Source organism: Pseudomonas sp. xss_2, from assembly GCF_043104195.1.
Lineage (GTDB): Bacteria > Pseudomonadota > Gammaproteobacteria > Pseudomonadales > Pseudomonadaceae > Aquipseudomonas > Aquipseudomonas urmiensis.
In genome coordinates, this window is the sequence record NZ_JBICKL010000011.1 from 74,580 (window position 1) to 98,807 (window position 24,228).

The 24,228-nt window shown below is 60.7% G+C and carries 26 protein-coding genes and 2 tRNA genes; 12 read left to right on the forward strand and 16 right to left on the reverse strand.

What is annotated here, in order from left to right; genetic code table 11:
• Positions 1–65: 65 nt before the first annotated feature.
• Both ACF8K2_RS01655 and ACF8K2_RS01660 read right to left on the reverse strand, forming a co-directional pair.
• A tRNA-Val gene (locus tag ACF8K2_RS01655) sits at positions 66–142 on the reverse strand.
• A gap of 194 nt (positions 143–336) precedes the next feature.
• Positions 337–413: transfer RNA gene (locus tag ACF8K2_RS01660), tRNA-Val, on the reverse strand.
• 200 nt (positions 414–613) lie between these two features.
• On the opposite strand from ACF8K2_RS01660, the gene ACF8K2_RS01665 reads away from it, so the two are divergent.
• Positions 614–1,897, forward strand: a complete 1,284-nt coding sequence (locus tag ACF8K2_RS01665; protein ID WP_392463210.1) for an NAD(P)/FAD-dependent oxidoreductase — start codon at positions 614–616, stop codon at positions 1,895–1,897.
• 96 nt (positions 1,898–1,993) lie between these two features.
• Here ACF8K2_RS01665 and ACF8K2_RS01670 read toward each other — a convergent pair whose 3' ends face one another.
• Positions 1,994–2,737, reverse strand: coding sequence for a PA2778 family cysteine peptidase (locus tag ACF8K2_RS01670; protein WP_392463211.1), 744 nt, complete (start codon positions 2,735–2,737; stop codon positions 1,994–1,996).
• 156 nt (positions 2,738–2,893) lie between these two features.
• On the opposite strand from ACF8K2_RS01670, the gene ACF8K2_RS01675 reads away from it, so the two are divergent.
• Positions 2,894–3,070, forward strand: a complete 177-nt coding sequence (locus ACF8K2_RS01675) for a hypothetical protein (protein ID WP_186556709.1) — start codon at positions 2,894–2,896, stop codon at positions 3,068–3,070.
• 91 nt (positions 3,071–3,161) lie between these two features.
• On the opposite strand, the gene ACF8K2_RS01680 is transcribed toward ACF8K2_RS01675, so the two are convergent.
• Both ACF8K2_RS01680 and ACF8K2_RS01685 read right to left on the reverse strand, forming a co-directional pair.
• Positions 3,162–3,914, reverse strand: coding sequence for a TerC family protein (locus ACF8K2_RS01680; protein ID WP_186556710.1), 753 nt, complete (start codon positions 3,912–3,914; stop codon positions 3,162–3,164).
• Positions 3,915–3,941: 27 nt separating this feature from the next.
• Entirely contained in the window at positions 3,942–4,184 is a 243-nt protein-coding gene (locus ACF8K2_RS01685; RefSeq protein WP_186556711.1) for a hypothetical protein, read from the reverse strand.
• Positions 4,185–4,319: 135 nt separating this feature from the next.
• Between ACF8K2_RS01685 and nhaR the strand changes: the two genes are divergently transcribed.
• The 3 genes from nhaR to ACF8K2_RS01700 all read left to right on the forward strand — a co-directional run bounded on the left by nhaR (position 4,320) and on the right by ACF8K2_RS01700 (position 7,255).
• Positions 4,320–5,213 carry a transcriptional activator NhaR gene (gene nhaR / locus ACF8K2_RS01690; protein WP_392463212.1) on the forward strand — a complete coding sequence of 298 codons (894 nt, stop codon included), beginning with the start codon at positions 4,320–4,322 and terminating at the stop codon, positions 5,211–5,213.
• A 117-nt stretch (positions 5,214–5,330) separates the two neighbouring features.
• On the forward strand, positions 5,331–6,542 hold the full coding sequence (gene sstT / locus ACF8K2_RS01695; protein WP_392463213.1) for a serine/threonine transporter SstT: 1,212 nt from the start codon (positions 5,331–5,333) through the stop codon (positions 6,540–6,542).
• Positions 6,543–6,607: 65 nt separating this feature from the next.
• Positions 6,608–7,255, forward strand: a complete 648-nt coding sequence (locus tag ACF8K2_RS01700) for a YceH family protein (protein WP_392463215.1) — start codon at positions 6,608–6,610, stop codon at positions 7,253–7,255.
• Position 7,256: 1 nt separating this feature from the next.
• Here ACF8K2_RS01700 and ACF8K2_RS01705 read toward each other — a convergent pair whose 3' ends face one another.
• The 11 genes from ACF8K2_RS01705 to ACF8K2_RS01755 form a co-directional block, all read right to left on the reverse strand.
• Entirely contained in the window at positions 7,257–7,448 is a 192-nt protein-coding gene (locus ACF8K2_RS01705) for a hypothetical protein (RefSeq protein ID WP_392463216.1), read from the reverse strand.
• A 202-nt stretch (positions 7,449–7,650) separates the two neighbouring features.
• On the reverse strand, positions 7,651–9,213 hold the full coding sequence (ahpF, locus tag ACF8K2_RS01710) for an alkyl hydroperoxide reductase subunit F (protein ID WP_392463218.1): 1,563 nt from the start codon (positions 9,211–9,213) through the stop codon (positions 7,651–7,653).
• Between the two features lie 124 nt (positions 9,214–9,337).
• A complete protein-coding gene (gene ahpC / locus ACF8K2_RS01715) occupies positions 9,338–9,901 on the reverse strand; it encodes an alkyl hydroperoxide reductase subunit C (protein WP_186556717.1) in 564 nt (187 codons plus the stop codon).
• Between the two features lie 158 nt (positions 9,902–10,059).
• Positions 10,060–12,462 carry a fimbria/pilus outer membrane usher protein gene (locus ACF8K2_RS01720; protein ID WP_392463220.1) on the reverse strand — a complete coding sequence of 801 codons (2,403 nt, stop codon included), beginning with the start codon at positions 12,460–12,462 and terminating at the stop codon, positions 10,060–10,062.
• Between the two features lie 94 nt (positions 12,463–12,556).
• Complete coding sequence (locus ACF8K2_RS01725) at positions 12,557–13,291, reverse strand: molecular chaperone (protein ID WP_392463221.1); 735 nt, start codon at positions 13,289–13,291, stop codon at positions 12,557–12,559.
• Between the two features lie 57 nt (positions 13,292–13,348).
• Positions 13,349–14,029, reverse strand: a complete 681-nt coding sequence (locus tag ACF8K2_RS01730; RefSeq protein WP_392463222.1) for a fimbrial protein — start codon at positions 14,027–14,029, stop codon at positions 13,349–13,351.
• A gap of 28 nt (positions 14,030–14,057) precedes the next feature.
• Positions 14,058–15,413: a glutathione-disulfide reductase gene (gene gorA, locus ACF8K2_RS01735; RefSeq protein WP_392463224.1), complete on the reverse strand. Its 1,356-nt coding sequence runs from the start codon at positions 15,411–15,413 to the stop codon at positions 14,058–14,060.
• Between the two features lie 98 nt (positions 15,414–15,511).
• Positions 15,512–16,351, reverse strand: a complete 840-nt coding sequence (galU, locus tag ACF8K2_RS01740) for a UTP--glucose-1-phosphate uridylyltransferase GalU (RefSeq protein WP_016391540.1) — start codon at positions 16,349–16,351, stop codon at positions 15,512–15,514.
• A 290-nt stretch (positions 16,352–16,641) separates the two neighbouring features.
• The gene (locus ACF8K2_RS01745) at positions 16,642–17,553 is read right to left on the reverse strand and encodes a c-type cytochrome (protein WP_392463225.1); all 912 of its coding nucleotides are present in this window, start codon (positions 17,551–17,553) and stop codon (positions 16,642–16,644) included.
• Entirely contained in the window at positions 17,550–18,200 is a 651-nt protein-coding gene (locus ACF8K2_RS01750) for a c-type cytochrome (RefSeq protein ID WP_392463261.1), read from the reverse strand. The genes ACF8K2_RS01745 and ACF8K2_RS01750 overlap by 4 nt, the downstream gene beginning before the upstream one ends.
• Positions 18,201–18,345: 145 nt before the next feature.
• Positions 18,346–18,705, reverse strand: coding sequence for a hypothetical protein (locus ACF8K2_RS01755; RefSeq protein WP_392463227.1), 360 nt, complete (start codon positions 18,703–18,705; stop codon positions 18,346–18,348).
• 162 nt (positions 18,706–18,867) lie between these two features.
• On the opposite strand from ACF8K2_RS01755, the gene ACF8K2_RS01760 reads away from it, so the two are divergent.
• From ACF8K2_RS01760 to ACF8K2_RS01790, 7 genes are all read left to right on the forward strand, one after another.
• On the forward strand, positions 18,868–19,170 hold the full coding sequence (locus ACF8K2_RS01760; protein WP_186556724.1) for a DUF1883 domain-containing protein: 303 nt from the start codon (positions 18,868–18,870) through the stop codon (positions 19,168–19,170).
• 5 nt (positions 19,171–19,175) lie between these two features.
• Positions 19,176–19,346: a hypothetical protein gene (locus ACF8K2_RS01765; RefSeq protein ID WP_186556725.1), complete on the forward strand. Its 171-nt coding sequence runs from the start codon at positions 19,176–19,178 to the stop codon at positions 19,344–19,346.
• Positions 19,347–19,393: 47 nt separating this feature from the next.
• Positions 19,394–20,467 (forward strand): NAD(P)H-dependent flavin oxidoreductase, encoded by a 1,074-nt coding sequence (locus tag ACF8K2_RS01770; RefSeq protein ID WP_392463229.1) that lies wholly within the window; start codon positions 19,394–19,396, stop codon positions 20,465–20,467.
• A 136-nt stretch (positions 20,468–20,603) separates the two neighbouring features.
• A complete protein-coding gene (modA, locus tag ACF8K2_RS01775) occupies positions 20,604–21,362 on the forward strand; it encodes a molybdate ABC transporter substrate-binding protein (RefSeq protein WP_392463231.1) in 759 nt (252 codons plus the stop codon).
• Positions 21,362–22,042, forward strand: a complete 681-nt coding sequence (gene modB, locus ACF8K2_RS01780) for a molybdate ABC transporter permease subunit (protein WP_392463233.1) — start codon at positions 21,362–21,364, stop codon at positions 22,040–22,042. Before modA ends, modB begins: the two co-directional genes overlap by 1 nt.
• A gap of 1 nt (position 22,043) precedes the next feature.
• Positions 22,044–23,135 carry a molybdenum ABC transporter ATP-binding protein gene (gene modC, locus ACF8K2_RS01785; protein ID WP_392463235.1) on the forward strand — a complete coding sequence of 364 codons (1,092 nt, stop codon included), beginning with the start codon at positions 22,044–22,046 and terminating at the stop codon, positions 23,133–23,135.
• A gap of 58 nt (positions 23,136–23,193) precedes the next feature.
• Positions 23,194–24,210, forward strand: coding sequence for a DNA topoisomerase IB (locus tag ACF8K2_RS01790; protein ID WP_392463237.1), 1,017 nt, complete (start codon positions 23,194–23,196; stop codon positions 24,208–24,210).
• The last annotated feature ends 18 nt before the right edge of the window (positions 24,211–24,228 follow it).

Below are 24,228 nucleotides of genomic sequence, written 5' to 3' on the forward strand. Positions count from 1 at the left end.
GGGTATTTCCAACTGGAATGCGAAATGCAAAAAGGGCGATCCTTTCGGATCGCCCTCTTCTGATTTGGTAGGCACAATTGGACTCGAACCAACGACCCCCACCATGTCAAGGTGGTGCTCTAACCAACTGAGCTATGTGCCTGTCGTGTGGGGCGCATATTACGAGTGATGCACCAAGCTGTAAAGCGTTTTTTTCAGAAAAATCAAAAACTTTGCGATTTGTAGTAACTGAGCCTAGGGCAGCGAGCCTGCCCGCGAAAGCGCCGCAGCCACGAGGCAAAAGCCACCGGCCGAAATGCAAAAAGGGCGATCCTTTCGGATCGCCCTTCTTCGATTTGGTAGGCACAATTGGACTCGAACCAACGACCCCCACCATGTCAAGGTGGTGCTCTAACCAACTGAGCTATGTGCCTGTCGTGGGGCGCATTCTACGCATTCCAGATTAGCTGTCAACACTTTTTTTCACGCTAACCCCCTGAATCTTAAACGTTATTGCTCACGACTAAAGAAGCGCCGCTCGTAAAGGATTTTCACCATACGACTAGCGGGTGTTTATTATTATTGATAGCATCGGTACATTCGTTAAAAATATAAAACACGAGGTTTCTCGAGCATGGCCAATACCCCCTACCCCCAGTCCTACTACGCCGCCTCGGCTAACCCGGTGCCGCCACGTCCGGCGCTGCAGGGTGAGGTGGAGACTGATATCTGCGTAATCGGCGCCGGCTACACCGGTCTTTCCAGCGCATTGTTCCTGCTTGAAAACGGCTTCAAGGTGACTATCGTCGAGGCAGCCAAAGTTGGCTTCGGCGCATCGGGCCGCAACGGCGGTCAGATCGTCAACAGCTACAGCCGTGATATCGACGTCATCGAACGCACCGTCGGCCCAAAGCAAGCCGAACTGCTGGGCGCGATGGCCTTTGAAGGCGGACGCATCATCCGTGAGCGCGTGGCCAAGTACAACATCCAGTGCGACCTCAAAGATGGCGGTGTATTCGCTGCCCTGACCAGCAAGCAGATGGGCCACCTGGAATCGCAAAAGCGCCTGTGGGAACGCTACGGCCACACCCAACTAGAGCTAATGGACCAAAAACGCATACGCGAAGTGGTCGCTTGCGATAGCTATGTCGGCGGCATGCTGGACATGAGCGGCGGCCATATCCACCCGCTCAACCTGGCGCTGGGCGAAGCGGCAGCGGTCGAATCGCTCGGTGGCGTGATCTACGAGCAGACTCCAGCCGTGCGCATCGAGCGCGGCGCCAATCCAGTGGTTCATACACCGCAGGGTAAAGTCCGTGCCAAGTTCATCATCGTTGCGGGCAACGCTTACCTGGGCAACCTGGTCCCTGAGCTGGCCTCCAAGTCGATGCCGTGCGGCACCCAGGTCATCACCACCGAGCCACTGAGCGATGAACTGGCACACACGCTGCTGCCACAAGACTACTGCGTCGAAGACTGCAACTACCTGCTCGACTACTACCGCCTGACGGGCGACAAGCGCTTGATCTTCGGTGGTGGCGTGGTCTACGGCGCGCGCGACCCGGCCAACATCGAGGCGATCATCCGACCGAAGATGCTCAAGGCCTTCCCGCAGCTCAAAGATGTGAAGATCGACTTCGCCTGGACCGGTAACTTCCTGCTGACCTTGTCGCGCCTTCCGCAAGTTGGTCGCATCGGCGACAACATCTATTACTCGCAGGGCTGCTCGGGTCACGGCGTGACCTACACCCACTTGGCGGGCAAAGTGCTGGCTGAGGCCTTGCGTGGCCAGGCAGAGCGTTTCGATGCCTTCGCCGGCCTGCCGCACTACCCGTTCCCGGGTGGCCAGCTGCTGCGCGTACCGTTCAGCGCCATGGGGGCCTGGTACTACAGCCTGCGCGATCGCCTGGGCTTCTGATAGAGGTACGGGGGCTTTAACAGCCCCATCGCGGGAGAGCCCGCTTCTACAGGGACGATAGCGTCTTGGTAGGAGTGGGCTTTTTTATGTCTTTAGTTACTGGCCGATACTGCCAATGGCCTGCTTGGCGGCAGTTTCCTGGCCTGCGCGGGCCAGTTCGTCCGCGGCCTTCAGCCAGCGCTGGCGATCTACTTGGGCCGGCAATTGCAGTGGCGACTGAACGAGCACCGCCCAACTCCCTGCACTCTCCCACGCCGCGGCAAAGTCGTCGAACGCCATCAGCTGGCGCCGATGCATGCCCGAGCGCAGCAGCACCCGCTGCTTGTAACTGTCATAACCGACCAACACGGCGTAACGCGGCTCGCTCCACCAGGCAGAGCCTTCCTGATAGCGCAGCAAGACTGGATTACCGGCGGCCACCTGTGCCAACAAGGCATCCAGGCGCTGGTCCAACGGGTAGACCAACATGCCGTAGTCACGCGCAGCTGCAGGAATGGTCGTCTGTAGCGAGTCAACGCCTTGTGGCAAGTTCAGGGGTTTATCGAGCAAGCCTGGGGTAATGCGCACGCCCTGCTGGGACAAAGCCATTGCCAGGGCCATGGCGCCACTGTGGTTGGCATTGCCACGAAAGAACGGCACGCTGCTGATTTCGACCCGCTGTGGCAGGCCCTTGGATGCAGGCGCAGGGCCGCCCGCGCAACCAGCCAGGCTGGCGATCAGCAGACACGCAGCGAGGATATGACGCGGCAGGCTGCCCGACGAATTGAGGGGGTGTTGCAACATGGACACTCGCTTGTCTGGATGCCAGGCAGGCAGCGCCCGGCCGTGGGCATAGATCATAGATCGCAGACGCGCATGGGTATAGTCCGACACCGGCTTGGAACAAATCGACCCAAGGGATAGACCTTTGGTCAATGGAACGTCACGGGGGGCGAGCTAGACTAAAGCAGTGTCTGGAGGGCGAGCCTGGGGCTTGCCTGAGAGAAGGAGGCACACATGAGCCTGACAATGGCAATTCTTATGCTGGTGGGTATGTGGATCAGTGTCGCTGCCGCCATGCTCTGGGGTGTACTGCGCATCGTGCGTCGTCACTCGCACCATCACCTGCCGCCGCAGGTCCAACCCAAGCAGCAGTCTGTGCGCCGCGCTCGACGGCATGCTGGGGCGCATTGAGCCTTCACCGCCCCTAACTGCTATTGCTCTTAAAAGACTTGGGGCCGCTTTGCGGCCCCAATACTGAGTGCAACTTGCAGCTAACTGTTGCTTAACCTTCAGCCGCCTCACGCTTCAACCGCGCCCGACGAGCGAAGATGTTGAGCATCTCGATCACGGTCGAGAAGGCCATCGCCGCATACACATAGCCCTTCGGTACATGCGCACCGAAACCTTCGGCGATCAGGGTCATACCGATCATGATCAGGAAGCCCAAGGCCAGCATGACTACCGTCGGGTTGTCGTTGATGAAGTTGGCCAGCGGATCGGCCGCAACCATCATCACGATCACGGCAGCGATCACGGCAATGATCATGATCGGCAAGTGCTCGGTCATGCCCACGGCGGTGATGATGCTATCGACCGAGAACACGATGTCCAACAGCAGGATCTGGAAGATCGCTGCAGCGAAGCCCAGGGTGACGGTGCTGGAAACCTTGGCCTCCTCCTTGGCACCATGCGGGTCGACGCTTTCGTGGATTTCTTTGGTCGCCTTCCACAGCAGGAACAGACCACCGGCAATCAGGATCATGTCCTTCCAGGAGAAGGCATTACCAAACAGTTCGATCACAGGATCGGTCAACTGGACGATCCAAGCCACGGTGCTGAGCAGCGCCAGGCGCATGATCAAGGCCATGCTGATACCGATACGGCGAGCCTTGGAGCGATATTCCACCGGCAGCTTGTTGGTCAGGATCGAGATGAAGATCAGGTTGTCGATACCCAGTACGACTTCCATCGCCACCAGAGTGGCCAGGGCAACCCAGGCGGTCGGGCTTGCGGCGAGTTCCAGCAAATATTCCATGAATCAATCCTGTTTGGGGTCTGTAAATCAGATGTCCTGGGTCTTGTCTTGCTCAGCGGCTGGCTTGGACGACTTCTCGCCCTCGCCGCCGATGGCGTCATTCAAAGCCTGCTGGGCGGCTTTATTAGTGTCGTCGATCGCCTGCTTGGCCGATTCGGCGGCCTGATCGAGCATCTGCTGGGCAGATTTTTCCGCCTGGTCGCAGCCTGCCATGGTGAACAGCGCCAAAGCCAGCACCAATGGGGTGCCAATGGATTTCAGTTGTAGCATGGGTTCCTCACTTGTCATGTCCGGGCGGCACGCACGATGCCTGATGGGAAGGCATTCTAGTGAAATGGAAACATCCGGAAAATTCGTTTTTTTAGCGGTTATACTTCGGTTATTCCGAATAATGGTAATCCCGAGATGCTTAACTACCGGCAGTTGCATTATTTCTGGGTGGTCGCCCGCACAGGCAGCATTGCCCGCGCCAGCGAGCAATTGAACCTCACCCCGCAGACCATCAGCGGGCAGATCAGCCTGTTCGAACAGACCCACAGCCTGGAGCTGTTCCAGCGGGTCGGTCGGCAGCTTGAGCTGACCGAAACCGGGCGCCAGGCCTTGGTGTACGCCGAGCAGATGTTTCAGATTGGCGGCGAGCTGGAGGCCATGCTGCGCGCCGGGCCGCAGGAGCAGATCCTGTTCCGGGTCGGGGTGGCTGACGTGGTGCCCAAGTCGATCGTCTATCGACTACTGGCGCCAACCATGGAGCTTGAAGGCGTGCTGCGCATCAATTGCCGGGAAGACAAGCTTGAGCGACTGCTGGCGGACCTGGCCATCCAGCGCCTGGACCTGGTGATTTCCGACAGCCCGATGCCTAGCCACCTGGATATCAAGGGCTACAGCCAAAAGCTCGGCGAATGTGGCTTGAGCTTCTTCGCTACCCCTGCCCTGGCCGAACGCCACCACCAGCCCTTTCCCGCCTGCCTGAACGATGCTCCGCTGCTGATCCCAGGTCAGGAAACCGTGGTGCGCAGCCGGCTGCTGCGTTGGTTATCCGAGCAACATGTGCAACCGCGGATCATTGGCGAGTTCGACGACAGTGCCTTGATGCAGGCCTTCGGCCAGTCTGGCAGCGGCATTTTCGTCGCCCCCAGCGTGATTGCCGAGGAGGTCTGCCGCCAGTATGGGGTGGTGCTGATCGGCCAGACCGAGGCAGTGAACGAGTCCTTCTATGCGATCTCGGTGGAGCGCAAGGTCAAGCATCCGGGGATCGTGGCCATTACCGAAGGCGCGCGGCGGGAGCTGTTCAATTGGTGATGGCCAGGGCGTTCGCCAGCGGTCCGGCGCAGCGATTACCGGCGCAGAGGCCCAAACCTGCCGACAAAGGTCTATGGTAAAGTCGCGCCCGTCCAAGTCCCTGAGATTGTGCTGCACATGTCCCCCGTCCTTCGTCTGCTCAACCGTACCAGCCTGGTGACCCAGATCGTCATCGGCCTGGTCGCCGGCATTGCCCTGGCCCTGCTCGCCCCCGCCGTGGCGCGTGATATGGCGTTTCTGGGCAAGGTCTTCGTCAGCGCCCTCAAAGCGGTGGCGCCAGTGCTGGTGTTCATCCTGGTCATGGCGTCTATCGCCAACCATCGTCACGGTCAGGAAACCCACATCCGCCCCATTCTGTGGCTTTACCTGCTGGGCACTTTCGCCGCTGCCGTAGTCGCGGTAGTCGCCAGCATGCTGTTCCCCTCCTCCTTGGTGTTGAGCGCCAGCGAGGCCTCGCTGAGTGCCCCTGGGGGGATCACCGAGGTGATGCAAAACCTGCTGCTCAGCGCCGTAGACAACCCCATCAGCGCTTTGATGAACGCCAATTTCATCGGCGTACTGACCTGGGCCATCGGCCTGGGCATTGCCCTGCGCCATGCCGGCGAAACCACCCGCAGCGTGGTCGATGACCTGTCCAACGGGGTAACCCTGATCGTACGCGTCGTGATCCGCTTCGCGCCGCTGGGGATCTTCGGCCTGGTCGCCTCGACCCTGGCCCAGTCCGGCCTGCAAGCGCTGCTTGGCTACTTGCACCTGCTGGCGGTACTGATTGGCTGCATGCTGTTCGTGGCGCTGGTGATGAACCCGCTGATCGTGTTCTGGAAGATCCGCCGCAACCCCTACCCGCTGGTGCTGTTGTGTCTGCGCGAAAGCGGTATCACCGCATTCTTTACCCGCAGCTCAGCGGCCAACATCCCGGTCAACCTGGCACTGTCGCAGAAGCTCGGCCTGCACGAGGATACCTATTCGGTGTCGATCCCCCTGGGTGCGACCATCAACATGGCCGGCGCGGCTATCACCATCACCGTACTGACTCTGGCCGCAGTGCACACCTTGGGAATCGCTGTCGACCTGCCGACCGCAGTGCTGCTCAGCATCGTCGCTGCGGTATGCGCATGCGGCGCCTCGGGTGTAGCGGGTGGGTCGCTGCTGCTGATTCCACTGGCCTGCAGCCTGTTCGGCATCCCCAGCGAGATCGCCATGCAGGTGGTGGCGGTTGGCTTCATCATCGGCGTGCTGCAAGACTCGGCGGAAACAGCCCTGAACTCTTCCACCGACGTCATCTTCACCGCTGCTGCCTGCGAAGCCCAGGCGCGTCGCGGCGCCTGAGGCTGCTTGTCTTTACCCTGCCAGGCCCCTAGTCTAGGGGCCTTTCCTCGCAACGAGACAGGGCCATGTCAGAACACCAAAACGCCAGCGAAGGCCGCTTCACCAGCACCGAAATCCGCATTCTTGGCTCGCTGATCGAAAAGCAGGCCACCAGCCCTGAAAGTTACCCCTTGACCCTCAACGCCCTGGTCCTGGCCTGCAACCAGAAAACCAGCCGTGAGCCGGTCATGAACCTCTCTCCAGGCCAGGTCGGCCAGGCCCTGCGCACACTCGAAGGGCAAGGTTTTGCCCGCCTGCAGATGGGCAGCCGTGCCGACCGCTGGGAGCAGCGGGTGGACAAGGCGCTGGAGTTGGTGCCAGCGCAGTTGGTGTTGATGGGCCTGATGTTCCTGCGTGGGCCACAGACTATCAATGAGCTGCTGACACGCAGCAATCGTCTGCATGAATTCGAGGATGGCGAGCAGGTTCAGCATCAGCTGGAGCGCTTGATTTCCCGTGAGTTGGCGGTGCATTTGCCACGTCAGGCAGGGCAGCGTGAAGACCGCTACACCCATGCCCTGGGTGACCCGGCGGAAATCGAGGCCATTCTGGCTGCGCGCCAACAAAGTGGTGGCGAGAGAAGCCCTGCAACGGGTGTCTCGCAAGAGCGCATCGAAGCACTCGAGGCACGCATCGCTGCGCTGGAAGAGCGCCTGGCGCAGCTCGAAGGCTGAATCAGGGCGGTGCGGGGTCGGGGAAGTTGCGGCAGCTCTTGCGCTCGGCCAGCTCCTGATCGCTGGGGCGCTGGTCGACAAAAACGGTGCTACCGTCGGCGTAGATTTCCAGATAGCCCCAATGCAGGTCCTGCTCTTTCTGCCCAGGCTGGGGTGGCACTAACCACCAGGGTTCGCGGCTGATCAAACGCATCAGGGGCCTCATTGGCAGGTGTCTGTCTTCACTATAGACACACCACTTGGAACGCTCTGTACGATTGATCATCGAGTGTCAGTCCAAGCTTACCGCGGGGCAAGTCGGCGTGGGAGCGGGCTTGCCCCGCGATGAGGGCGGGACTGACTGGCGCAAAAAAACGCCGCCCAAACAGGCGGCGTTTGTCATTGAGCTAGCGCAATCAAGCTGGCGCAGAGGTCCGGATTAGGTGATCGAACGCCGACAACGATGCCTTGGCCCCCTCGCCCACCGCGATCACGATTTGTTTGTACGGCACCGTGGTCACGTCACCTGCAGCGAACACGCCCGGGATGTTGGTCTGGCCCTTGGCGTCGACGATGATCTCACCGCGCGGCGACAACTCGACCGTACCCTTGAGCCAATCGGTATTAGGCAGCAGGCCGATTTGCACAAAGATGCCTTCCAGCGCCAGATCGTGCTGTTGGTCGGTGGTGCGGTCCTTATAGCGCAGACCGTTGACCTTCTCGCCATCACCGAGCACTTCAGTCGTCAGTGCGCTGGTGATCACCTTGACGTTGGGCAGGCTGTGCAGTTTGCGCTGCAATACAGCATCTGCACGCAGTTGGCTGTCGAACTCGATGAGGGTCACCTGGGCCACGATACCAGCCAGGTCGATGGCCGCCTCCACGCCAGAGTTACCGCCACCGATCACTGCCACGCGCTTGCCTTTGAACAGCGGGCCATCACAGTGCGGGCAGTAGGCCACGCCACGGGCGCGGTATTGCTGCTCACCGGGCACGTTCATTTCGCGCCAGCGGGCGCCCGTGGCCAGGATCACGGCTTTGGCCTTGAGCGACGCACCGCCAGCCAGACGCACTTCATGCAAGCCGCCATCGGTGGCCGGGATCAGCGCTTCGCCGCGTTGCAAGTTCATGATGTCGACGTCGTACTGCTTGACGTGCTCTTCCAGCGCCGAAGCCAGCTTCGGCCCTTCGGTTTCCTGAACCGAAATGAAGTTCTCAATGGCCATGGTGTCGAGCACCTGACCGCCGAAGCGCTCAGCGGCAACACCGGTGCGGATACCTTTACGCGCGGCGTAGATCGCCGCTGCAGCGCCGGCCGGGCCACCGCCGACCACCAGCACGTCGAAAGCGCCCTTGGCGTTGATCTTCTCGGTCTGGCGAGCACCGGAGTTGGTGTCGATCTTGCCGAGAATCTCTTCCAGGCCCATCCGGCCCTGGCCGAACACTTCGCCGTTGAGGTAGATGCTCGGCACGGCCATAACCTTGCGCGCCTCGACCTCTTCCTGGAACAGGGCACCGTCGATGGCCACATGGCGCACGTTAGGGTTGAGCACGGCCATCAGGTTCAGCGCCTGGACCACGTCCGGGCAGTTCTGACATGACAGCGAGAAGTAAGTCTCGAAGGTGAATTCACCCTCCAGCGCCTGGATCTGCTCGATCACTTCGGCACTGGCCTTGGACGGATGGCCACCGACTTGCAGCAGCGCCAGTACCAGCGAGGTGAACTCATGCCCCATAGGGATGCCGGCGAAACGCAGGCTAATGTCCGCACCAGGGCGATTAAGCGAGAACGACGGGCGACGGGCGTCGGTGCCATCCTTGCTCAAGGTAATCAGGTTCGACAGGCCGGCGATTTCCACCAGCAGGTCGTGCAATTCGCGGGACTTCGCGCCGTCGTCGAGGGAGGCAACGATCTCGATCGGCTGGGTGACCCGCTCCAGGTAGGTTTTCAGTTGCGATTTAAGCGTGGCGTCCAACATACGGGCGATTCCTTGTTCAAACGTGTAAATAAAAACGCCCAGGCGAGGTCGCCCGGGCGTTTTCTACGGGGCGGTGACAACTTAGAAGTGGCGGTTGCTCACCGCCCGCAGCTGGGGCATGGCGTTAGATCTTGCCAACCAGGTCCAGCGATGGCGCCAGGGTAGCTTCGCCTTCTTTCCACTTGGCCGGGCAGACTTCGCCTGGGTGGGCGGCAACGTACTGGGCAGCCTTGACCTTGCGCAGCAGCTCGCTGGCGTCGCGGCCTACACCACCGTCGTTGATTTCGACGATCTTGATCTGGCCTTCTGGGTTGATCACGAAGGTACCGCGATCGGCCAGGCCGGCTTCTTCGATCAGCACGTCGAAGTTGCGCGAGATGACGTGGGTCGGGTCACCGATCAGCGGGTACTTGATCTTGCCGATGGTTTCCGAGGTGTCGTGCCAGGCTTTGTGGGTGAAGTGGGTGTCGGTGGACACGCCGTAGATTTCCACGCCCAGCTTCTGGAACTCAGCGTAGTTGTCGGCCAGGTCGCCCAGCTCGGTTGGGCAGACAAAGGTAAAGTCGGCCGGGTAGAAGAACACGACAGACCACTTGCCTTGCAGATCGGCTTCGCTCACCTGAACGAATTCGCCGTTGTGGAAGGCAGTAGCGTTGAACGGTTTGACCTGGCTGTTGATGATAGGCATGAGATGCGCTCCTTCATGGGGTTTGAAATGGGTTGACGCAGAGAATCCTAACCGCTCATCCCGATAAAGGCTCATTGGCAAACCTGATGCTGCTGATTGGTTTTGGCTATAAAGCTGGGTTACCGATAGATTGTTTGATTCCTAGGCTACCGGCACACCTAAGACCCGCCCCGAACACTCGGCGTACAAATGATCGCGGACTGCTCTTGCTCAGTCCTCGGTTCGGATGCGATCCAGCACTGTTCACCCTCAGTATCGCCCCACACCACCTGCCATTTAGGCTGATCGCCAGCGCTACGTACATACAACTGGCTACCCTGCCCAACCAAACCCAGCTCCAGGCCTTGCTCATCAAAGACCTGTGCGCCAAACGGCAGCGCTGTGCCATCGTTCAGTCGAGCTTCGATCACCTGCAGACTGCCAACACGCGTCGGATAATGCAGCAGCGTGGCGGCGCCGGCCCGCGGCGCCACCGACTGGCCAGTGAGTTGCAGTTCGACATCCTGAGCGGTGCCCTTAGGGTCGAGTTCCACGCTATTGAGCTGGTAAGGCGCGAGCGACGGTAGCACGGCGTATCCGCGTCGATCGAGGCGCACCTGTGGATGCTGGCGGATACCCGCGCCGGCGGCGCCAGGCGCCTGCACGATGGCGAAGCTATCGCCCAACGGCGGTGCGGCAATTACCCCTCCCCCATGGGCGACCAACGCGCCTTGCGCCCCCACCGCCGCCTGGCGATAGCCACGGCGGTTGACCAGCGAGCCACTGATCTGACCGCCAGCGCCATTGTGGCGCAAAGTGGCATCCAGCCCTGCATCGTTGCGCACGCCCTGCTGCTGGGCCACTGCAAGTCCATACCCCCATTGTCCCTGCTCGCCATCGACAGCACTCCAGCGCAGGTTGGAGGTACTACGTCCCAGGGAATCGACATTGACACCACTACTGAGTGTCGAGCGTCGGCGCTCACCAAATGGCACACTGGCGTTGAACGTATAGTTCGTGAAGGCTTGCCCCAAGGCGCCCTGTTCACGATTGATATTGAGCCCATAGGTCAACGCGCCAAGGTAGTTGCTGTAGCCCAGGTTGTAGCCCATCCTGCGCCCACCTCCCGACCAATTAAGCCGGTCGCTGGTGGTGAAGCTCAAACGCCCGGCCTTGTCGCCCAAGTGCTGATGCACGCTCAACTGCAGGCGTCTTCGCAGCGGCCTTGCGCGGCCTCTGTGACTTTCGTTGGCGAACTCATCGAAACTGTAGTGATCCGCGCTGTTGCTTTGGGTAAGGGTGGCACCGAGGTCCGTTCCCGCCCCTGACAGCCGATGACGCCAACTCAGGCGCATGGCATCGCCTCTGCCAGCCTGCCCTGAGGATAACGTGGTGCGACTGTGGTAATGGGTCAAGCCAAAGGCGCCGACACCGCTATTGATTGCGGCCCCCATAGCGCTGGCAAGATAATCCTCAGCGAGCCAGACGCCGCCATGCAAGCTCAAGCGATTGTCCAAGCCCTGCTGCCAGCTACCTTGAATGAAGCCTGGACCGGTCCGCCCTGAATCGTTGCGCCAGACGCCACTGCTAAATTCGAACCGGCTGGCACCAGGCCGCAAGGCTAGAGGGGCTACCTGATTTGGCAGAAAAAACGTGCGCACGCTGCCATCGGCCTCGCGCAAGCTCACCTCAAGCTCTTCGCTCAGACCGCTGGCATGCAGGTCATCGATCTCGAAGGGGCCTGGCGCGATCGTAGACTCATGAAGCAATACACCTCGCTGACGAACAGTTAATAAAGCGGTGCTGTTGGCCACTCCTTTTACCGTCGGCGCAAAGCCGCGCAGCTCCTGTGCCAGCATGCGCTCATCAGTGCCCAGCAGTACTCCGCGAAATGCGCTACCGGGAAACACACCCGCACTGCTGTAGCCATCACCTACGGTAATCTGCGCCGACCAGATCGGGACGTCGGTTCTGACTGAAGTAGCACCCGCTTGGTAACCGGTCGCACCGGTACTTGAAGCCTGCCAGCTGCCATCGTGACGCCAATACCAGTTACCCGTATTCAGCCCAGTGCGCAGCCCCAGAAAGCTCTGTTGCAAATTACTGCGCTGTTGTCGGTCCTGACGTTGATAGTGGCTGAAGCTGTAATTGATGAAGCCCGCGCTGACTCCACTGTCCCATTGATCAGGGGGTAGATAGCCGCTTGGCTGTCGGCGCAAAGCGTCCTGCGCGATCTGTAGTTCCAGACGCAGATTGTCGAAGTCCAGCGTTTCAGTGGCAACTACGCCGAGCCTGTCAAGGGCAATACACGCGCCTCTGCCTGCCAACGCCTCGCGGACACTATCACCAAACCGCTGCGTATCCAGCCCCAGTCTGTGCAGCAGCGTTTCACTGTAACAAGCCGCGCTCTCTACGGCACCCGGTGGAACCTTGAGCACCACGACGTGGCGCCCCTTCCACTGTTGGTTCAGAGTGATATCGATACTGAAGCTCCCTTGCGGCGCTTGAGCGCCCTGCTCAAAGCGACGCAAGTCAGCCGACGAACCCTGGCGTAACAATGCGGCGTCGAATTCGACAGCCACTGCTACAGCAGCACCAAGTGCGCTAAGCGATCCAACAAGCACTTGGCCACAGGGGCTAAGGAGCCGGCCCTTGCCAGGGCTGAAGCACACCACCTCACTGCTCCCATTGCGCCACAGAAACCGCAGGTGCGTCACGCACCGCACCATAGTCATCAATGACCGCATAACGCAGTTCAATGGCGGCGGGCCGATCGCCAGCCTCTAGCGCAAAGCGAACGCTCGCGAAAGGCGCAACATGAGCAGGCTTAAGGCTGATTACCTGCTCACCCTGGATTATCTCCAACCTTGCCAGATTGACGAAAAAAGGCCCGGAGTTGTCTGCCTGCATCGCCCAGGCGTGGCCATCACGCACCACCTGCCAGGTGACAGCTCTATGTGCATCAGTGGCTTTGCCCGGCAGGCCCTGCGGGCGATACAGCAGCTTGATCCGAGAGCGCAGAGCAAACTGCAGGAAATTGCCCGCCCCCTTGGGAGGGACCTCCAGGACATTGAGCCAGTACAGGCTTTCCCGGTCCCCTGGCATCACTTCGCCCGTGTGAAACAGCCTGAGACTTTGCGCCTTGCCGGGGTCAAGACGAAACAACGGCGGCGTCAGCCTGAACGGAACGCGCAGATGCTCCAGGGGGACCTCAGGGTGGCCATCATCGACCCAGGACTGGACCAATGATGGGTGACTGCCAACATTGGTCATCTTCACGGTGACTTCACGCTGTTCAGCAGGAAAGATGACGCGCGTAGCGCCGATGACCACACCGGCGTCGGTCTGCATGGAAAGCAAACAGCCAGCCAGCAGCGCTCCACGCCTGAATACGTTGAGAAAACGTTCCATGAACTTTCACTTTGAATACGCAGGAAAATGCAGCCGCATGCGCGCTGCGCGAAGTACTCAGAGGTAGTCGAGGGAGTACTGGACGTTGGAGCTTACTGGGCCTGGCGTGGCATTTCCGGTTGAGTAGTAGCGTACGAAGAAGGCCAAGTTGGCTCGTCCGTCTTGCACATCAATGCGTTGCACATTTTGAGAACCTTTCGCGGCGGCAAGGTCCATTGGCTGCTGTTGGTTATTGAGCAACTGCAGCTGAACATTCTCAGCGCCACCTTCTGCGACATTAAGGCGTCCCTCCGGGCTTATGTTCTGGCCCTCGAAGTGCACAGAAATCTCACTCAACCCAGGTGGACAGTTTTCCACTTCAAGTCGGAACAGTATCGGCCCAGCAACACTACCTACCCTGCTCAGCTCACTGGTATCGATGACAGGAAGCTGCACCTGTGGGTTTCCGTTCTCGTTGCTGACGGCGCAAGTCGATGAGCGCAACTCACCCTGGAAGTTAATCTGACCACGATCAGCCGACGCTTGCCCTGACCAGACCAGCAAACTGCTCGCGACAAAGAATACCTTGGACAAAGTGCTCATGTTCACTTTCCTCTCAACGCTGATGAATACGATCAGCCAATACCGACCGACGCTGCTTGGGCAGCGCCAGGGCAGTATCAAGAAGGCGTCAGTAGCACGCTGTAAGACAAGCAGAGAAAACAGGCAGGAAAGCTCGACCGTGCTGATCAGAAACATGCATAGCAGAACGTATCTGGGCGGTTACTCATCGCGTTACCGTACGCATGGTCACGAACTCTTCGGCCGCCGTTGGGTGGACGCCGATGGTTTCGTCAAACTGCTGCTTGGTAGCACCCGCCTTGAGCGCGATACCCAAGCCTTGGATGATCTCGCCGGCATCAGGCCCAACCATGTGACAACCCAGTACCTTGTCGGTGTCAGCGTCGACCACCAGCTTCATCAAGGTCTTTTCCTGGATGTCGGTCAGGGTCAGCTTCATCGCCCGGAAGCGGCTCTCGAATATCTGCACGTTGTGCCCGGCTTCCAGCGCCTGCTCTTCGGTCAGTCCCACCGTGCCAATCGGCGGCTGGCTGAACACCGCAGTCGGGATGTTCTGATAGTCCACTGGGCGGTATTGCTCAGTCTTGAACAACCGCCGCGCCACCGCCATGCCTTCAGCCAGCGCGACCGGCGTCAGCTGTACGCGACCGATGACATCACCAATGGCCAGGATCGACGGCTCGGTGGTCTGGTACTGCTCGTCGACGCGCACGAAGCCACGCGGATCGAGCTCCACACCGGTATTTTCCAGCCCGAGGTTATCCAGCATGGGCCGTCGACCGGTGGCGTAGAACACGCAGTCGGTGATCAGCTCGCGGCCGTCCTTGAGGGTGGCCTTGAGGCTGCCGTCATCCTGCTGGTCGATGCGCTGGATATCGCTGTTGAATTGCAGATTCAGGCCGCGTTTATCCAGCTCTTCTTTGAGATGGGTACGCACCGAGCCATCGAAGCCGCGCAAGAACAGGTCGCCGCGATAAAGCAACGTGGTATCGCTGCCCAGGCCCTGGAAGATGCCGGCGAATTCGACAGCGATATAGCCGCCACCCACTACCAGGATCCGCCGTGGCAGCTCCTTGAGGTAGAACGCCTCGTTGGAGGTGATAGCCAGCTCCTTGCCAGGGATGTCCGGCACCTGCGGCCAGCCACCGGTGGCGATGAGGATGTGCTCGGCGCTGTAGCGCTGGCCTTCGACTTCCACTTCGTGGGCGCCGGTCAGGCGAGCATGGCCTTGCAGCAGGGTGACTCCACTGTTGACCAGCAGGTTGCGATAGATGCCGTTGAGGCGCTCGATCTCGCGGTTTTTGTTGGCGATCAGGGTACCCCAGTCGAAGTGCCCTTCTTCCAAGGTCCAGCCGAAGCCTGCAGCTTGCTCCAGCTCGTCGGCCACGTGAGCCCCGTAGACCAGCAGTTTTTTCGGCACGCAGCCAACGTTTACGCACGTACCGCCCAGGTAGCGGCTCTCGGCCACAGCGACCTTAGCACCGAAGCCCGCTGCAAAGCGCGCGGCACGCACACCGCCGGAACCGGCGCCAATCACGAACAGATCAAAATCGTAGGCCATGTATTCAGTCTCCTTGGCTGGCGCTCAGCATACCGCCGTTGGCCGCCACAAACAAAAAAGCCACCCCGAGGGGTGGCTTGTCGACCTGGCGTGGCGAGTCAGTAAGCCTTGCCGGTCTTGTAGTAGTTCTCGAAGCAGAAGTTGGTTGCGTCGATGTAGCCTTCGGCGCCGCCGCAGTCGAAGCGCTTGCCTTTGAACTTGTAGGCAATCACGCAGCCGTTCTGCGCCTGCTGCATCAAGGCGTCGGTGATCTGGATCTCGCCACCTTTGCCCGGCGGGGTATTCTTGATGATATCGAAGATATCCGGGGTCAGGATGTAACGACCGATGATCGCCAGGTTCGACGGAGCGTCTTCTGGAGCCGGCTTCTCGACCATGTTGGTCACACGGAAGATGTCGTCGCGGATCATGTCGCCGGCGATGACGCCGTACTTGTTGGTTTCCTGCGGATCGACTTCCTGGATGGCGATGATCGAGCAGCGGAACTGGTTGTACAGCTTGACCATCTGGGTCAGCACGCCATCGCCTTCCGGGTTGACGCACAGGTCGTCTGCCAGCACCACGGCGAACGGTTCATCGCCGATCAGCGGCTGGCCGGTGAGGATCGCGTGACCCAGACCTTTCATTTCGGTCTGACGGGTGTAGGAGAATGAACACTCGTCAAGCAGGCGACGGATACCGACCAGGTATTTTTCCTTGTCGGTGCCCTTGATCTGGTTTTCCAGCTCGTAGCTGATGTCGAAATGGTCTTCCAGGGCACGCTTGCCGCGGCCGGTAACGATGGAAATCTCGTTCAGGCCAGCGTCCAGTGCCTCTTCAACGCCATACTGGATCAGTGGCTTGTTGACCACCGGCAGCATTTCCTTGGGCATGGCTTTGGTAGCGGGCAGGAAGCGAGTGCCGTAGCCGGCTGCCGGGAACAAGCATTTTTTGATCATATACGTCCTTAACAAGGGCTTTGCGTACGAAATTCGGCGCAGTCTAATCAGGCGGCACGCACCTTACAATGCCCCGCCCTCGGGCGACCGATGCCATGATAGAGATAACCCAGTGTAGATAGTTCCGACCAATCGTAAATATTGCACTCAGTGAAAACCAATCACCCCCAAGATTTTGAGGGGATTGCAGCTGTTCGAAGCGCTTTGGTTCGCCTGTTGAAGCAAAGAATTCAGCAACCGCGGTACACGCACAGGGGCTGCCTTGCAGCCCCCCCCTATCGTCCGGACGATTACTCGCTGCCCTGGCCGATCAGCAATCCTTCGACCGTCTGTCCATAAAGGTTCACCCCGTCATTGGCGTGGAACTTCACCCGGGTCTTCTCGATGGAACCCTCGACCAGGCGCGGATCCTGCGGGCGCTCGTGACGATTGATCCAGGCGGCGACATCCCAAGCCTGCTGATCGCTCAGGCTGCCGGGCCGGCCCAGCGGCATGTTGTACTTGATGAACGACGCCGCGGTGTTGATCCGGTGCATCCCTGCGCCCCAGTTGTAGGAGTCCTTGCCCCACAGCGGCGGCATCACGTATTCCCCTGCCACTTGCTGGCCTTCGCCCTGGTCGCCGTGACAAATCGCGCATTGCTCGCGATACACCTGCTGGCCACGCTTGAAGTCATAGCCGCCCTTGGGCTTAGGAACCTCCGGGTAGCCGCGACCAGGTGTCTCGATACCGGTAGCCGCTTTGGTCGAGAGCCAGTAGGCGTAGACACTGAGTGCAGTCATCTGCGGGCTGTCGGCAGCCGGTGGCTTGCCGTTCATGCTGAACTGGAAGCAGCCTTGGATGCGCTCGGCGAAGGTGTTGACCTTGTCGTTCTTCTTGCGATACGCCGGATACATCGGATACGCACCCCACAACGGCGCAGAGAAGGCCATGCGCCCCTGGTCAAGGTGGCAGTTGCTGCAGTTCATGCCATTACCCACGGCCTCGGGCATCAGTCTGCGGGTATCGACAAACAGCGCATGACCTTCGCGGACCATTTTGCCAAACGCATTGTCTGGCAGCTCACTTTCCGCTGGCGGGGTGAACTGCGGGGCAGCCTGCATGCCTGGCACCTTGAGCTGGGACTGATCTTCCATAGCAATCGGCGCCGCCTGAAGGCTGCCCACGGCCAACAGTAACAGGGCTGGGATCATCGGCTTCATGGCTTGGCCTCCTGGCCGCGAGGCTCGGCGAAGAACGCGGCAACCGCCGTAACCTCAGCATCGGTCATCGCCTTGGCCACGCCGACCATCAACTGGTTGGGGTCGTTGCTGCGGCTGCCATCGCGCCAGGCATTGAGTTGCGCCACCAAGTAACTGGCCGGCTGCCCGGCCAACGGCGGAAAGTGCTCACCAACGCCGCTACCGCCCGGCCCGTGGCACTGCACACAACCTGGGATGTGCCGACTCCAGTCGCCATACAGCGCCAGGCGCGTCACCGGATCGGTGGCGATCTGTTGCCGGCGCTGCTCGGGGGCAGGGTCACTGGGCAGGTTGGCCAGGTAGGCACTGACGGCCTTGGCTTCTTCTTCGCTCAAGGCCTTGGCCAGCGGCTCCATGACCGCCTGCTTGCGACTGCCATTGCGAAAGTCGCCCAATTGCTTGTTGAGGTATCCGGCGGGGAGTCCAGCCAAGCGGGGGAAGCCTGCGGCGGCAATGCCTTTGCCATCGGCGCCATGACAGCCCAGGCAAGCCATGGCGGCAGGATTCTGCCCGCCTTGCGTGAAGATTTTCTGGCCATCGGCGGCATGCGCCGCAGGCCAGGCCAGGATCAGCGCAGTGCTGATCGCGACGCGACTCAACGGTTTGATCACGGGACGCTCCATTTCCTTGTTATAAGCTTAGGCTTAATGGGTATAAGCACAAAAAGTCTAGGCTTATCCTCCGGCAGGGAACAACGCCTACCGGACAAGAAGATGGCAATCTGCCCGTTAATTGCTCCTGAGCTGAGCTAGATCAAGATCCTGAGATGCACTTGGTCGCGGCGCTACGCACGTCGCCCAACCGCAGGGGGAAGTTGTTCAAACGCTCACGCAGCTTGATGCTGCTGCCGCTGCCGCGTTTGTCGATGTCCAGCAGCGCGGCCGGGCCGGTACCTGCGGTCAGCTTTTGCGGCACGATCAAGCGCAAGCCATCACCACGCTGCTCTTCCTGCAACGCATCGCGGCTGTCAGCCAGCTCGGCTTTGACGCAGTCAGCGTAAGCACGCGGGGTCTTGCCAGAAATCACATCCATGGTTTCTCGCGATTGCTCCAGTTCCGAAACACTGACGCAGCCGCCCAAAGTCAAGGTCATCGCCGCCACCACCCACTTCATTCGTTGTACCTCTGCCCTTTAAAGATTGTGTATGACAACGCCCGGGCGGATTTGCTCCCTGCTTTGGCGGATTTATCCCTAGCCCGGTCAACAGGGGCGCGAGTGTACCCTTACATCGTGATATCTTTCGCGTTTGCAGAGATAAACCTTGCGGAGCATCACATGAAATTCGTACACCAGCGCGAGCATCTCAACGAGGACGATATCGTCGTTATCGAGTGTTCCCAGCGCTGCAACATCCGCCTGATGAACGACGCCAACTTCCGCAGCTTCAAGAATGGCGGTCGTCACACCTACCACGGCGGCGCCTTCGATCGCTTCCCGGCCAAGATCACCGTGCCGAGCACCGGTTTCTGGAACATCACCATCGATACCGTCACCCCGCGCCCGATCTCGGTCACGCGTAAGCCGACCTTCACCCACAAGATCAAGATCATCCGTCGCTCGTCGTCGCAACTGAGATAAGCCCCATGACCCAGACCATCAAATACGTGATCAAGTACAAACTCGATGGCGAGCGCCGTTGGGACTTCGCCCTGATGCCCGACAGCTCCACCGAGCAGGCCCTGCAAGCGCTGCGCAAGATCCATGGCGATGACGCTGAGAAGATCAGCGACATCCAGGTCAGCAAGGCCCTGTAACCCCCCAGAGGTAAGCCCCCGTCGTCACACCGCACAAGGAGTCGCGCATGAGCACCTGGTCAGACCGCCGCATTCTCGATCTGTTGGGCATCGATGTGCCCATTCTCCAAGCGCCCATGGCCGGCGCCACGGGCTCGGCCATGGCGATTGCGGTGGGCAATGCCGGGGGGCTGGCAGCGTTACCTTGCGCCATGCTCAGCCTGGAGCAGGTGCGCAGCGAGATCGACGCTTTCCGCGCGGCCTGCCTGGGACCGCTGAATCTCAACTTCTTCTGCCACCAACCGCCAGTCGCCGACGTTGAGCGTGCCGCGCGCTGGAAGCAGGCACTCAAGCCGTACTATGAAGAAGTCGGGGCAGACTTTGACGCCCCCACGCCTGTTTCCAACCGCGCGCCGTTCGATGAGCACAGCTGCCAATTGGTCGAACAGTTACTGCCGCAAGTGGTCAGCTTCCATTTTGGCCTGCCACGTGCCGACCTGCTGCAACGGGTCAAGGCAACGGGCGCCAAGGTGCTGTCCAGTGCCACCACGGTAGAAGAGGCGCTGTGGCTAGAGGCCCATGGCTGCGACGCGATCATCGCCATGGGCTATGAAGCGGGTGGGCATCGCGGCATGTTCTTGAGCGAGGACATCACCAGCCAGATCGGCACCTTTGCCCTGGTGCCGCAGGTGGTGGATGCGGTGCGCGTGCCCGTGATCGCCGCGGGCGGTATCAGCGACCACCGCGGGCTGGTCGCGGCCCTGGCCCTGGGCGCCTCGGCAGTGCAGATTGGCACAGCCTACCTGTTCTGCCCCGAGGCCAAGGTGTCGCCTGCCCACCGGCAGGCGCTGGACAGCGCACCTGCCAGCGATACGGCACTGACCAACCTGTTCACCGGGCGACCGGCGCGTGGCATCAATAATCGGATCATGCGCGAGCTGGGGCCGATGAGTGAGCTGGCGCCGCGCTTTCCGCTGGCCGGCGGTGCGTTAATGCCGTTGCGGGCAATCAGTGATGCCAAAGGCAGCAGTGATTTCAGCAATCTGTGGTCGGGCCAGGCGTTGCGTTTGGGGCGGGCGATGCCGGCGGGCGACTTGACCCGGGACATTGCAGAGAAAGCATTGGCCCAATTGGGGCGCTGAGTCAGGGATTGTTATCGTTCTGGCCCCTATCGCGGGTCAAGCCTGCTTCTACAAGTACGGCGCGCCTCTTCCCGCTCAGCGGGTTATCGCTATATAGTCAGCCACATAACGATAACCTGCCCTCTGGAGCTGCTTCATGCGTATTCATCTGTCACACCTGGCCGTCACCGCACTGGCCGGCCTGATTACCCTCAATAGTGCATGGGCAGATGAGGTCCAGGTTGCCGTCGCCGCCAACTTCACCGCTCCGATCCAGGCCATTGCCAAGGACTTCGAGAAGGACACCGGCCACAAACTGGTGGCTGCCTATGGCGCCACCGGGCAGTTTTATGCGCAGATCAAGAATGGCGCGCCATTCGAAGTGTTCCTCGCCGCCGACGACAGCACCCCGGCCAAACTGGAGCAGGAAAAAGAAACCGTCGCAGGCTCGCGCTTCACCTATGCCATCGGCACCCTGGCGCTATGGTCGGCCAAGCCTGGCTATGTCGACGACAAAGGCGCTGTATTGAAAAGTAATGACTACAAGCACCTGTCCATCGCCAACCCGAAGACCGCGCCCTACGGCCTGGCCGCTACCCAGGTTCTGGACAAGTTGCAACTGACCGACGCCACCAAAGGCAAGATCGTCGAAGGTCAGAACATCACCCAGGCGTTCCAATTCGTCTCCACCGGCAATGCCGAACTGGGCTTCGTCGCCCTGTCGCAAATCTACAAGGACGGCAAGGTCGAGAACGGCTCGGCCTGGATCGTGCCTGCCGATCTGCACGAGCCGATCCGTCAAGACGCAGTCATCCTCAACAAAGGCAAGGACAATCCGGCGGCCAAAGCTCTGGTCGATTATCTGAAGGGCCCAAAAGCCGCTGCGCTGATCAAATCCTACGGCTATGAAATCTGATGCCACTCGACGCCAGTGACCTGGGGGCGATTTGGCTGACCATCAAACTGGCCAGCTTGACCACCTTGATCCTGCTGGTGGTGGGTACGCCCATCGCCTGGTGGCTAGCGCGTACCCAGTCATGGCTGCGCGGGCCAATCGGCGCGGTGGTGGCCTTGCCGCTGGTGCTGCCGCCGACGGTAATTGGCTTCTACCTGCTGATCGCCCTAGGGCCGCACGGTTGGATCGGCCAGGCCACCCAGGCGCTCGGCCTGGGTAGCGTGGTGTTCAGTTTTACCGGGCTGGTGATCGGCTCGGTGGTGTATTCGATGCCGTTCGTGGTGCAGCCGTTGCAAAACGCATTCAACGCCATCGGCCCACGCCCATTGGAAGTCGCCGCAACCTTGCGCGCCAGCCCTTGGGATACCTTCGTGCACGTGGTGCTACCGCTGGCCCGACCCGGCTTTGTCACCGCCAGCATCCTTGGCTTTGCCCACACCGTGGGCGAATTCGGCGTGGTGCTGATGATCGGTGGCAATATTCCGGACAAGACCCGGGTGGTCTCGGTGCAGATCTTCGATCACGTCGAGGCCATGGCCTATACGCAAGCGCACTGGCTGGCCGGGGCCATGCTGGTATTCTCCTTCCTGGTGCTGCTCCTGCTCTATGCGGGCCGGCGTGGCAAGGCTGGCTGGAGCTGAAATGAGTTCATCGATAGTGGCGCGGCTGACCCTTGGCCGCGACGATTTTACCCTGGATGTCGACCTGCAGCTGCCAGGGCGCGGGATCAGCGCGCTGTTTGGCCACTCCGGCTCCGGCAAGACCTCCTGCCTGCGCTGCCTGGCCGGGCTTGAGCGCGCCAGCAGCGCTTACATCGAAGTCAATGGCGAGGTCTGGGAAGACAGCGCACGCGGCTTGTTTCTGGCCCCGCACCTGCGCCCGGTCGGCTATGTGTTCCAAGAGGCTAGCCTGTTCCCGCATCTTTCGGTGCGCGGCAACCTTGAGTTCGGCTGGCGACGCATCAAGGCCAATGAGCGCAAAGTCAGCCTGGATCAGGCCTGCCAACTGCTCGGTATCGGCCATTTGCTCGAGCGCAAGCCAGCCACGCTGTCAGGCGGCGAAGCGCAACGAGTGGGCATTGCCCGGGCCCTGCTCAGCAGCCCACGGCTGTTGCTGATGGATGAACCCTTGGCAGCCCTGGACGGCCCGCGCAAGCGCGAGATCCTGCCTTACCTGGAACGGCTGCACGATGAACTGGACATCCCCGTGGTGTACGTCAGTCATGCGCAGGATGAAGTCGCCCGCCTGGCTGATCATCTGGTACTGCTCGAGCAGGGCAAGGCCATGGCCAGCGGGCCGATTGGCCAGACCCTGGCCCGCCTCGACCTGTCGCTGGCCCAAGGCGAAGATGCGGGCGTGGTGCTCGAGGGCGTGGTGGTGGGACATGATCCGCACTATCAGCTGTTCGATCTGCGCCTACCCGGCAGTGACACTCAGTTGTTGCGTATCGCCCACCCGTCGCTGGTGGTCGGCAGCACCCACCGGCTCAAGGTGCAGGCGCGCGACGTCAGCCTGGCCCTGGCTGCCGACAGCGCGTCAAGCATCCTCAATCGCTTACCAGTGCGGGTGCGTGAATACCGCGAAGCCGACAACCCCGCCCATGTACTGGTCAGCCTGGACGCCGCCGGCAGTGCCCTGCTCGCACGTGTTACCCGTTACTCGGCAGACCAGCTCGGCCTGCGCCCTGGGCAGATGCTCTGGGCACAGATCAAATCAGTGGCGCTATTGATCTGAGCATCAGCGACTTTGCCGCTGTCCACTGATCAGGTAACTGGTCGATGGATGGCGCCTCATGCTCGATTGCCCCCTGCCCCGCACCCTGCATTATGTCGACGACAGCCAGCCCGGATTGAGCCGGCGCCGCTGGCGCGACCGCTTCATTTATCTGGACGCCGACGGCAATCGCGTGCGAGATAACCAGACCCTGGCGCGCATCGCTGCGCTGGTAATCCCACCCGCCTATACCGACGTCTGGATTTGCGCCGACCCACAGGGCCATTTGCAGGCGACAGGGCGTGATGCACGCGGGCGCAAGCAGTACCGCTACCACAGCCAGTGGCGCGAGCTGCGTGACCAGCACAAATATGGCCGAATGCTGGCGTTCGCCCAAGTATTACCCGCGCTGCGCCAGCAACTGGACAGCCACCTGCGCCGGCCAGGCCTGGACCGGGAAAAGGTCATGGCGCTGGTTGTCAGCCTGCTCGACACCACGCTGATTCGCATCGGCAACCGCCAATACCTGCGCGATAACAAGTCCTATGGTCTGACCACCCTGCGCGCGCGGCACGTCAAGGTCGAGGGCAGCACGATTCGTTTTCAGTTTCGCGGCAAGCGCGGCGTGGAGCACAACGTGACGCTGCGCGACCGTCGTCTAGCCGGGTTGATCAAGCGTTGCATGGAGCTACCAGGGCAGTCGCTGTTTCAATACCTGGATGAAAATGGCCAACGTCACAGCGTCGGTTCCAGTGAAATCAACCTGTTCCTGCAACAGCTGACCGGTGCCGACTTCACGGCCAAGGACTACCGCACCTGGGCCGGCAGCAGCTTGGCCCTGAGCCTGCTGCGCCCCCTGGCCTGGGAGCCGGACAGCGAAGCCAAGCGCCAGGTCAGCGCAATCGTTCGCCAGGTTGCCAGCCGCTTGGGCAACACCCCTGCGGTGTGCCGGCGTTGCTACATTCACCCAGCGGTGCTGGAGCACTTCCACCTGGGCCGACTCGCCGCATTGCCCAAAACCCGCACGCGCAAGGGCCTGGAGCCTGAAGAAGTCGCCTTGCTGCGGTTTCTGCAGGACCTGCAAACCCTCGATTGACTCACCCTATCCTCACCA

What these genes read in the sequence shown, in the direction of transcription:
- ACF8K2_RS01665 (WP_392463210.1), top strand. Translation starts at nt 614, where the DNA reads ATGGCCAATACCCCCTACCCCCAGTCCTACTACGCCGCCTCGGCTAAC.
- ACF8K2_RS01670 (WP_392463211.1), bottom strand. Translation starts at nt 2,737, where the DNA reads ATGATCTATGCCCACGGCCGGGCGCTGCCTGCCTGGCATCCAGACAAG.
- ACF8K2_RS01675 (WP_186556709.1), top strand. Translation starts at nt 2,894, where the DNA reads ATGAGCCTGACAATGGCAATTCTTATGCTGGTGGGTATGTGGATCAGT.
- ACF8K2_RS01680 (WP_186556710.1), bottom strand. Translation starts at nt 3,914, where the DNA reads ATGGAATATTTGCTGGAACTCGCCGCAAGCCCGACCGCCTGGGTTGCC.
- ACF8K2_RS01685 (WP_186556711.1), bottom strand. Translation starts at nt 4,184, where the DNA reads ATGCTACAACTGAAATCCATTGGCACCCCATTGGTGCTGGCTTTGGCG.
- nhaR (WP_392463212.1), top strand. Translation starts at nt 4,320, where the DNA reads ATGCTTAACTACCGGCAGTTGCATTATTTCTGGGTGGTCGCCCGCACA.
- sstT (WP_392463213.1), top strand. Translation starts at nt 5,331, where the DNA reads ATGTCCCCCGTCCTTCGTCTGCTCAACCGTACCAGCCTGGTGACCCAG.
- ACF8K2_RS01700 (WP_392463215.1), top strand. Translation starts at nt 6,608, where the DNA reads ATGTCAGAACACCAAAACGCCAGCGAAGGCCGCTTCACCAGCACCGAA.
- ACF8K2_RS01705 (WP_392463216.1), bottom strand. Translation starts at nt 7,448, where the DNA reads ATGCGTTTGATCAGCCGCGAACCCTGGTGGTTAGTGCCACCCCAGCCT.
- ahpF (WP_392463218.1), bottom strand. Translation starts at nt 9,213, where the DNA reads ATGTTGGACGCCACGCTTAAATCGCAACTGAAAACCTACCTGGAGCGG.
- ahpC (WP_186556717.1), bottom strand. Translation starts at nt 9,901, where the DNA reads ATGCCTATCATCAACAGCCAGGTCAAACCGTTCAACGCTACTGCCTTC.
- ACF8K2_RS01725 (WP_392463221.1), bottom strand. Translation starts at nt 13,291, where the DNA reads ATGGAACGTTTTCTCAACGTATTCAGGCGTGGAGCGCTGCTGGCTGGC.
- ACF8K2_RS01730 (WP_392463222.1), bottom strand. Translation starts at nt 14,029, where the DNA reads ATGTTTCTGATCAGCACGGTCGAGCTTTCCTGCCTGTTTTCTCTGCTT.
- gorA (WP_392463224.1), bottom strand. Translation starts at nt 15,413, where the DNA reads ATGGCCTACGATTTTGATCTGTTCGTGATTGGCGCCGGTTCCGGCGGT.
- galU (WP_016391540.1), bottom strand. Translation starts at nt 16,351, where the DNA reads ATGATCAAAAAATGCTTGTTCCCGGCAGCCGGCTACGGCACTCGCTTC.
- ACF8K2_RS01745 (WP_392463225.1), bottom strand. Translation starts at nt 17,553, where the DNA reads ATGAAGCCGATGATCCCAGCCCTGTTACTGTTGGCCGTGGGCAGCCTT.
- ACF8K2_RS01755 (WP_392463227.1), bottom strand. Translation starts at nt 18,705, where the DNA reads ATGAAGTGGGTGGTGGCGGCGATGACCTTGACTTTGGGCGGCTGCGTC.
- ACF8K2_RS01760 (WP_186556724.1), top strand. Translation starts at nt 18,868, where the DNA reads ATGAAATTCGTACACCAGCGCGAGCATCTCAACGAGGACGATATCGTC.
- ACF8K2_RS01765 (WP_186556725.1), top strand. Translation starts at nt 19,176, where the DNA reads ATGACCCAGACCATCAAATACGTGATCAAGTACAAACTCGATGGCGAG.
- ACF8K2_RS01770 (WP_392463229.1), top strand. Translation starts at nt 19,394, where the DNA reads ATGAGCACCTGGTCAGACCGCCGCATTCTCGATCTGTTGGGCATCGAT.
- modA (WP_392463231.1), top strand. Translation starts at nt 20,604, where the DNA reads ATGCGTATTCATCTGTCACACCTGGCCGTCACCGCACTGGCCGGCCTG.
- modB (WP_392463233.1), top strand. Translation starts at nt 21,362, where the DNA reads ATGCCACTCGACGCCAGTGACCTGGGGGCGATTTGGCTGACCATCAAA.
- modC (WP_392463235.1), top strand. Translation starts at nt 22,044, where the DNA reads ATGAGTTCATCGATAGTGGCGCGGCTGACCCTTGGCCGCGACGATTTT.
- ACF8K2_RS01790 (WP_392463237.1), top strand. Translation starts at nt 23,194, where the DNA reads ATGCTCGATTGCCCCCTGCCCCGCACCCTGCATTATGTCGACGACAGC.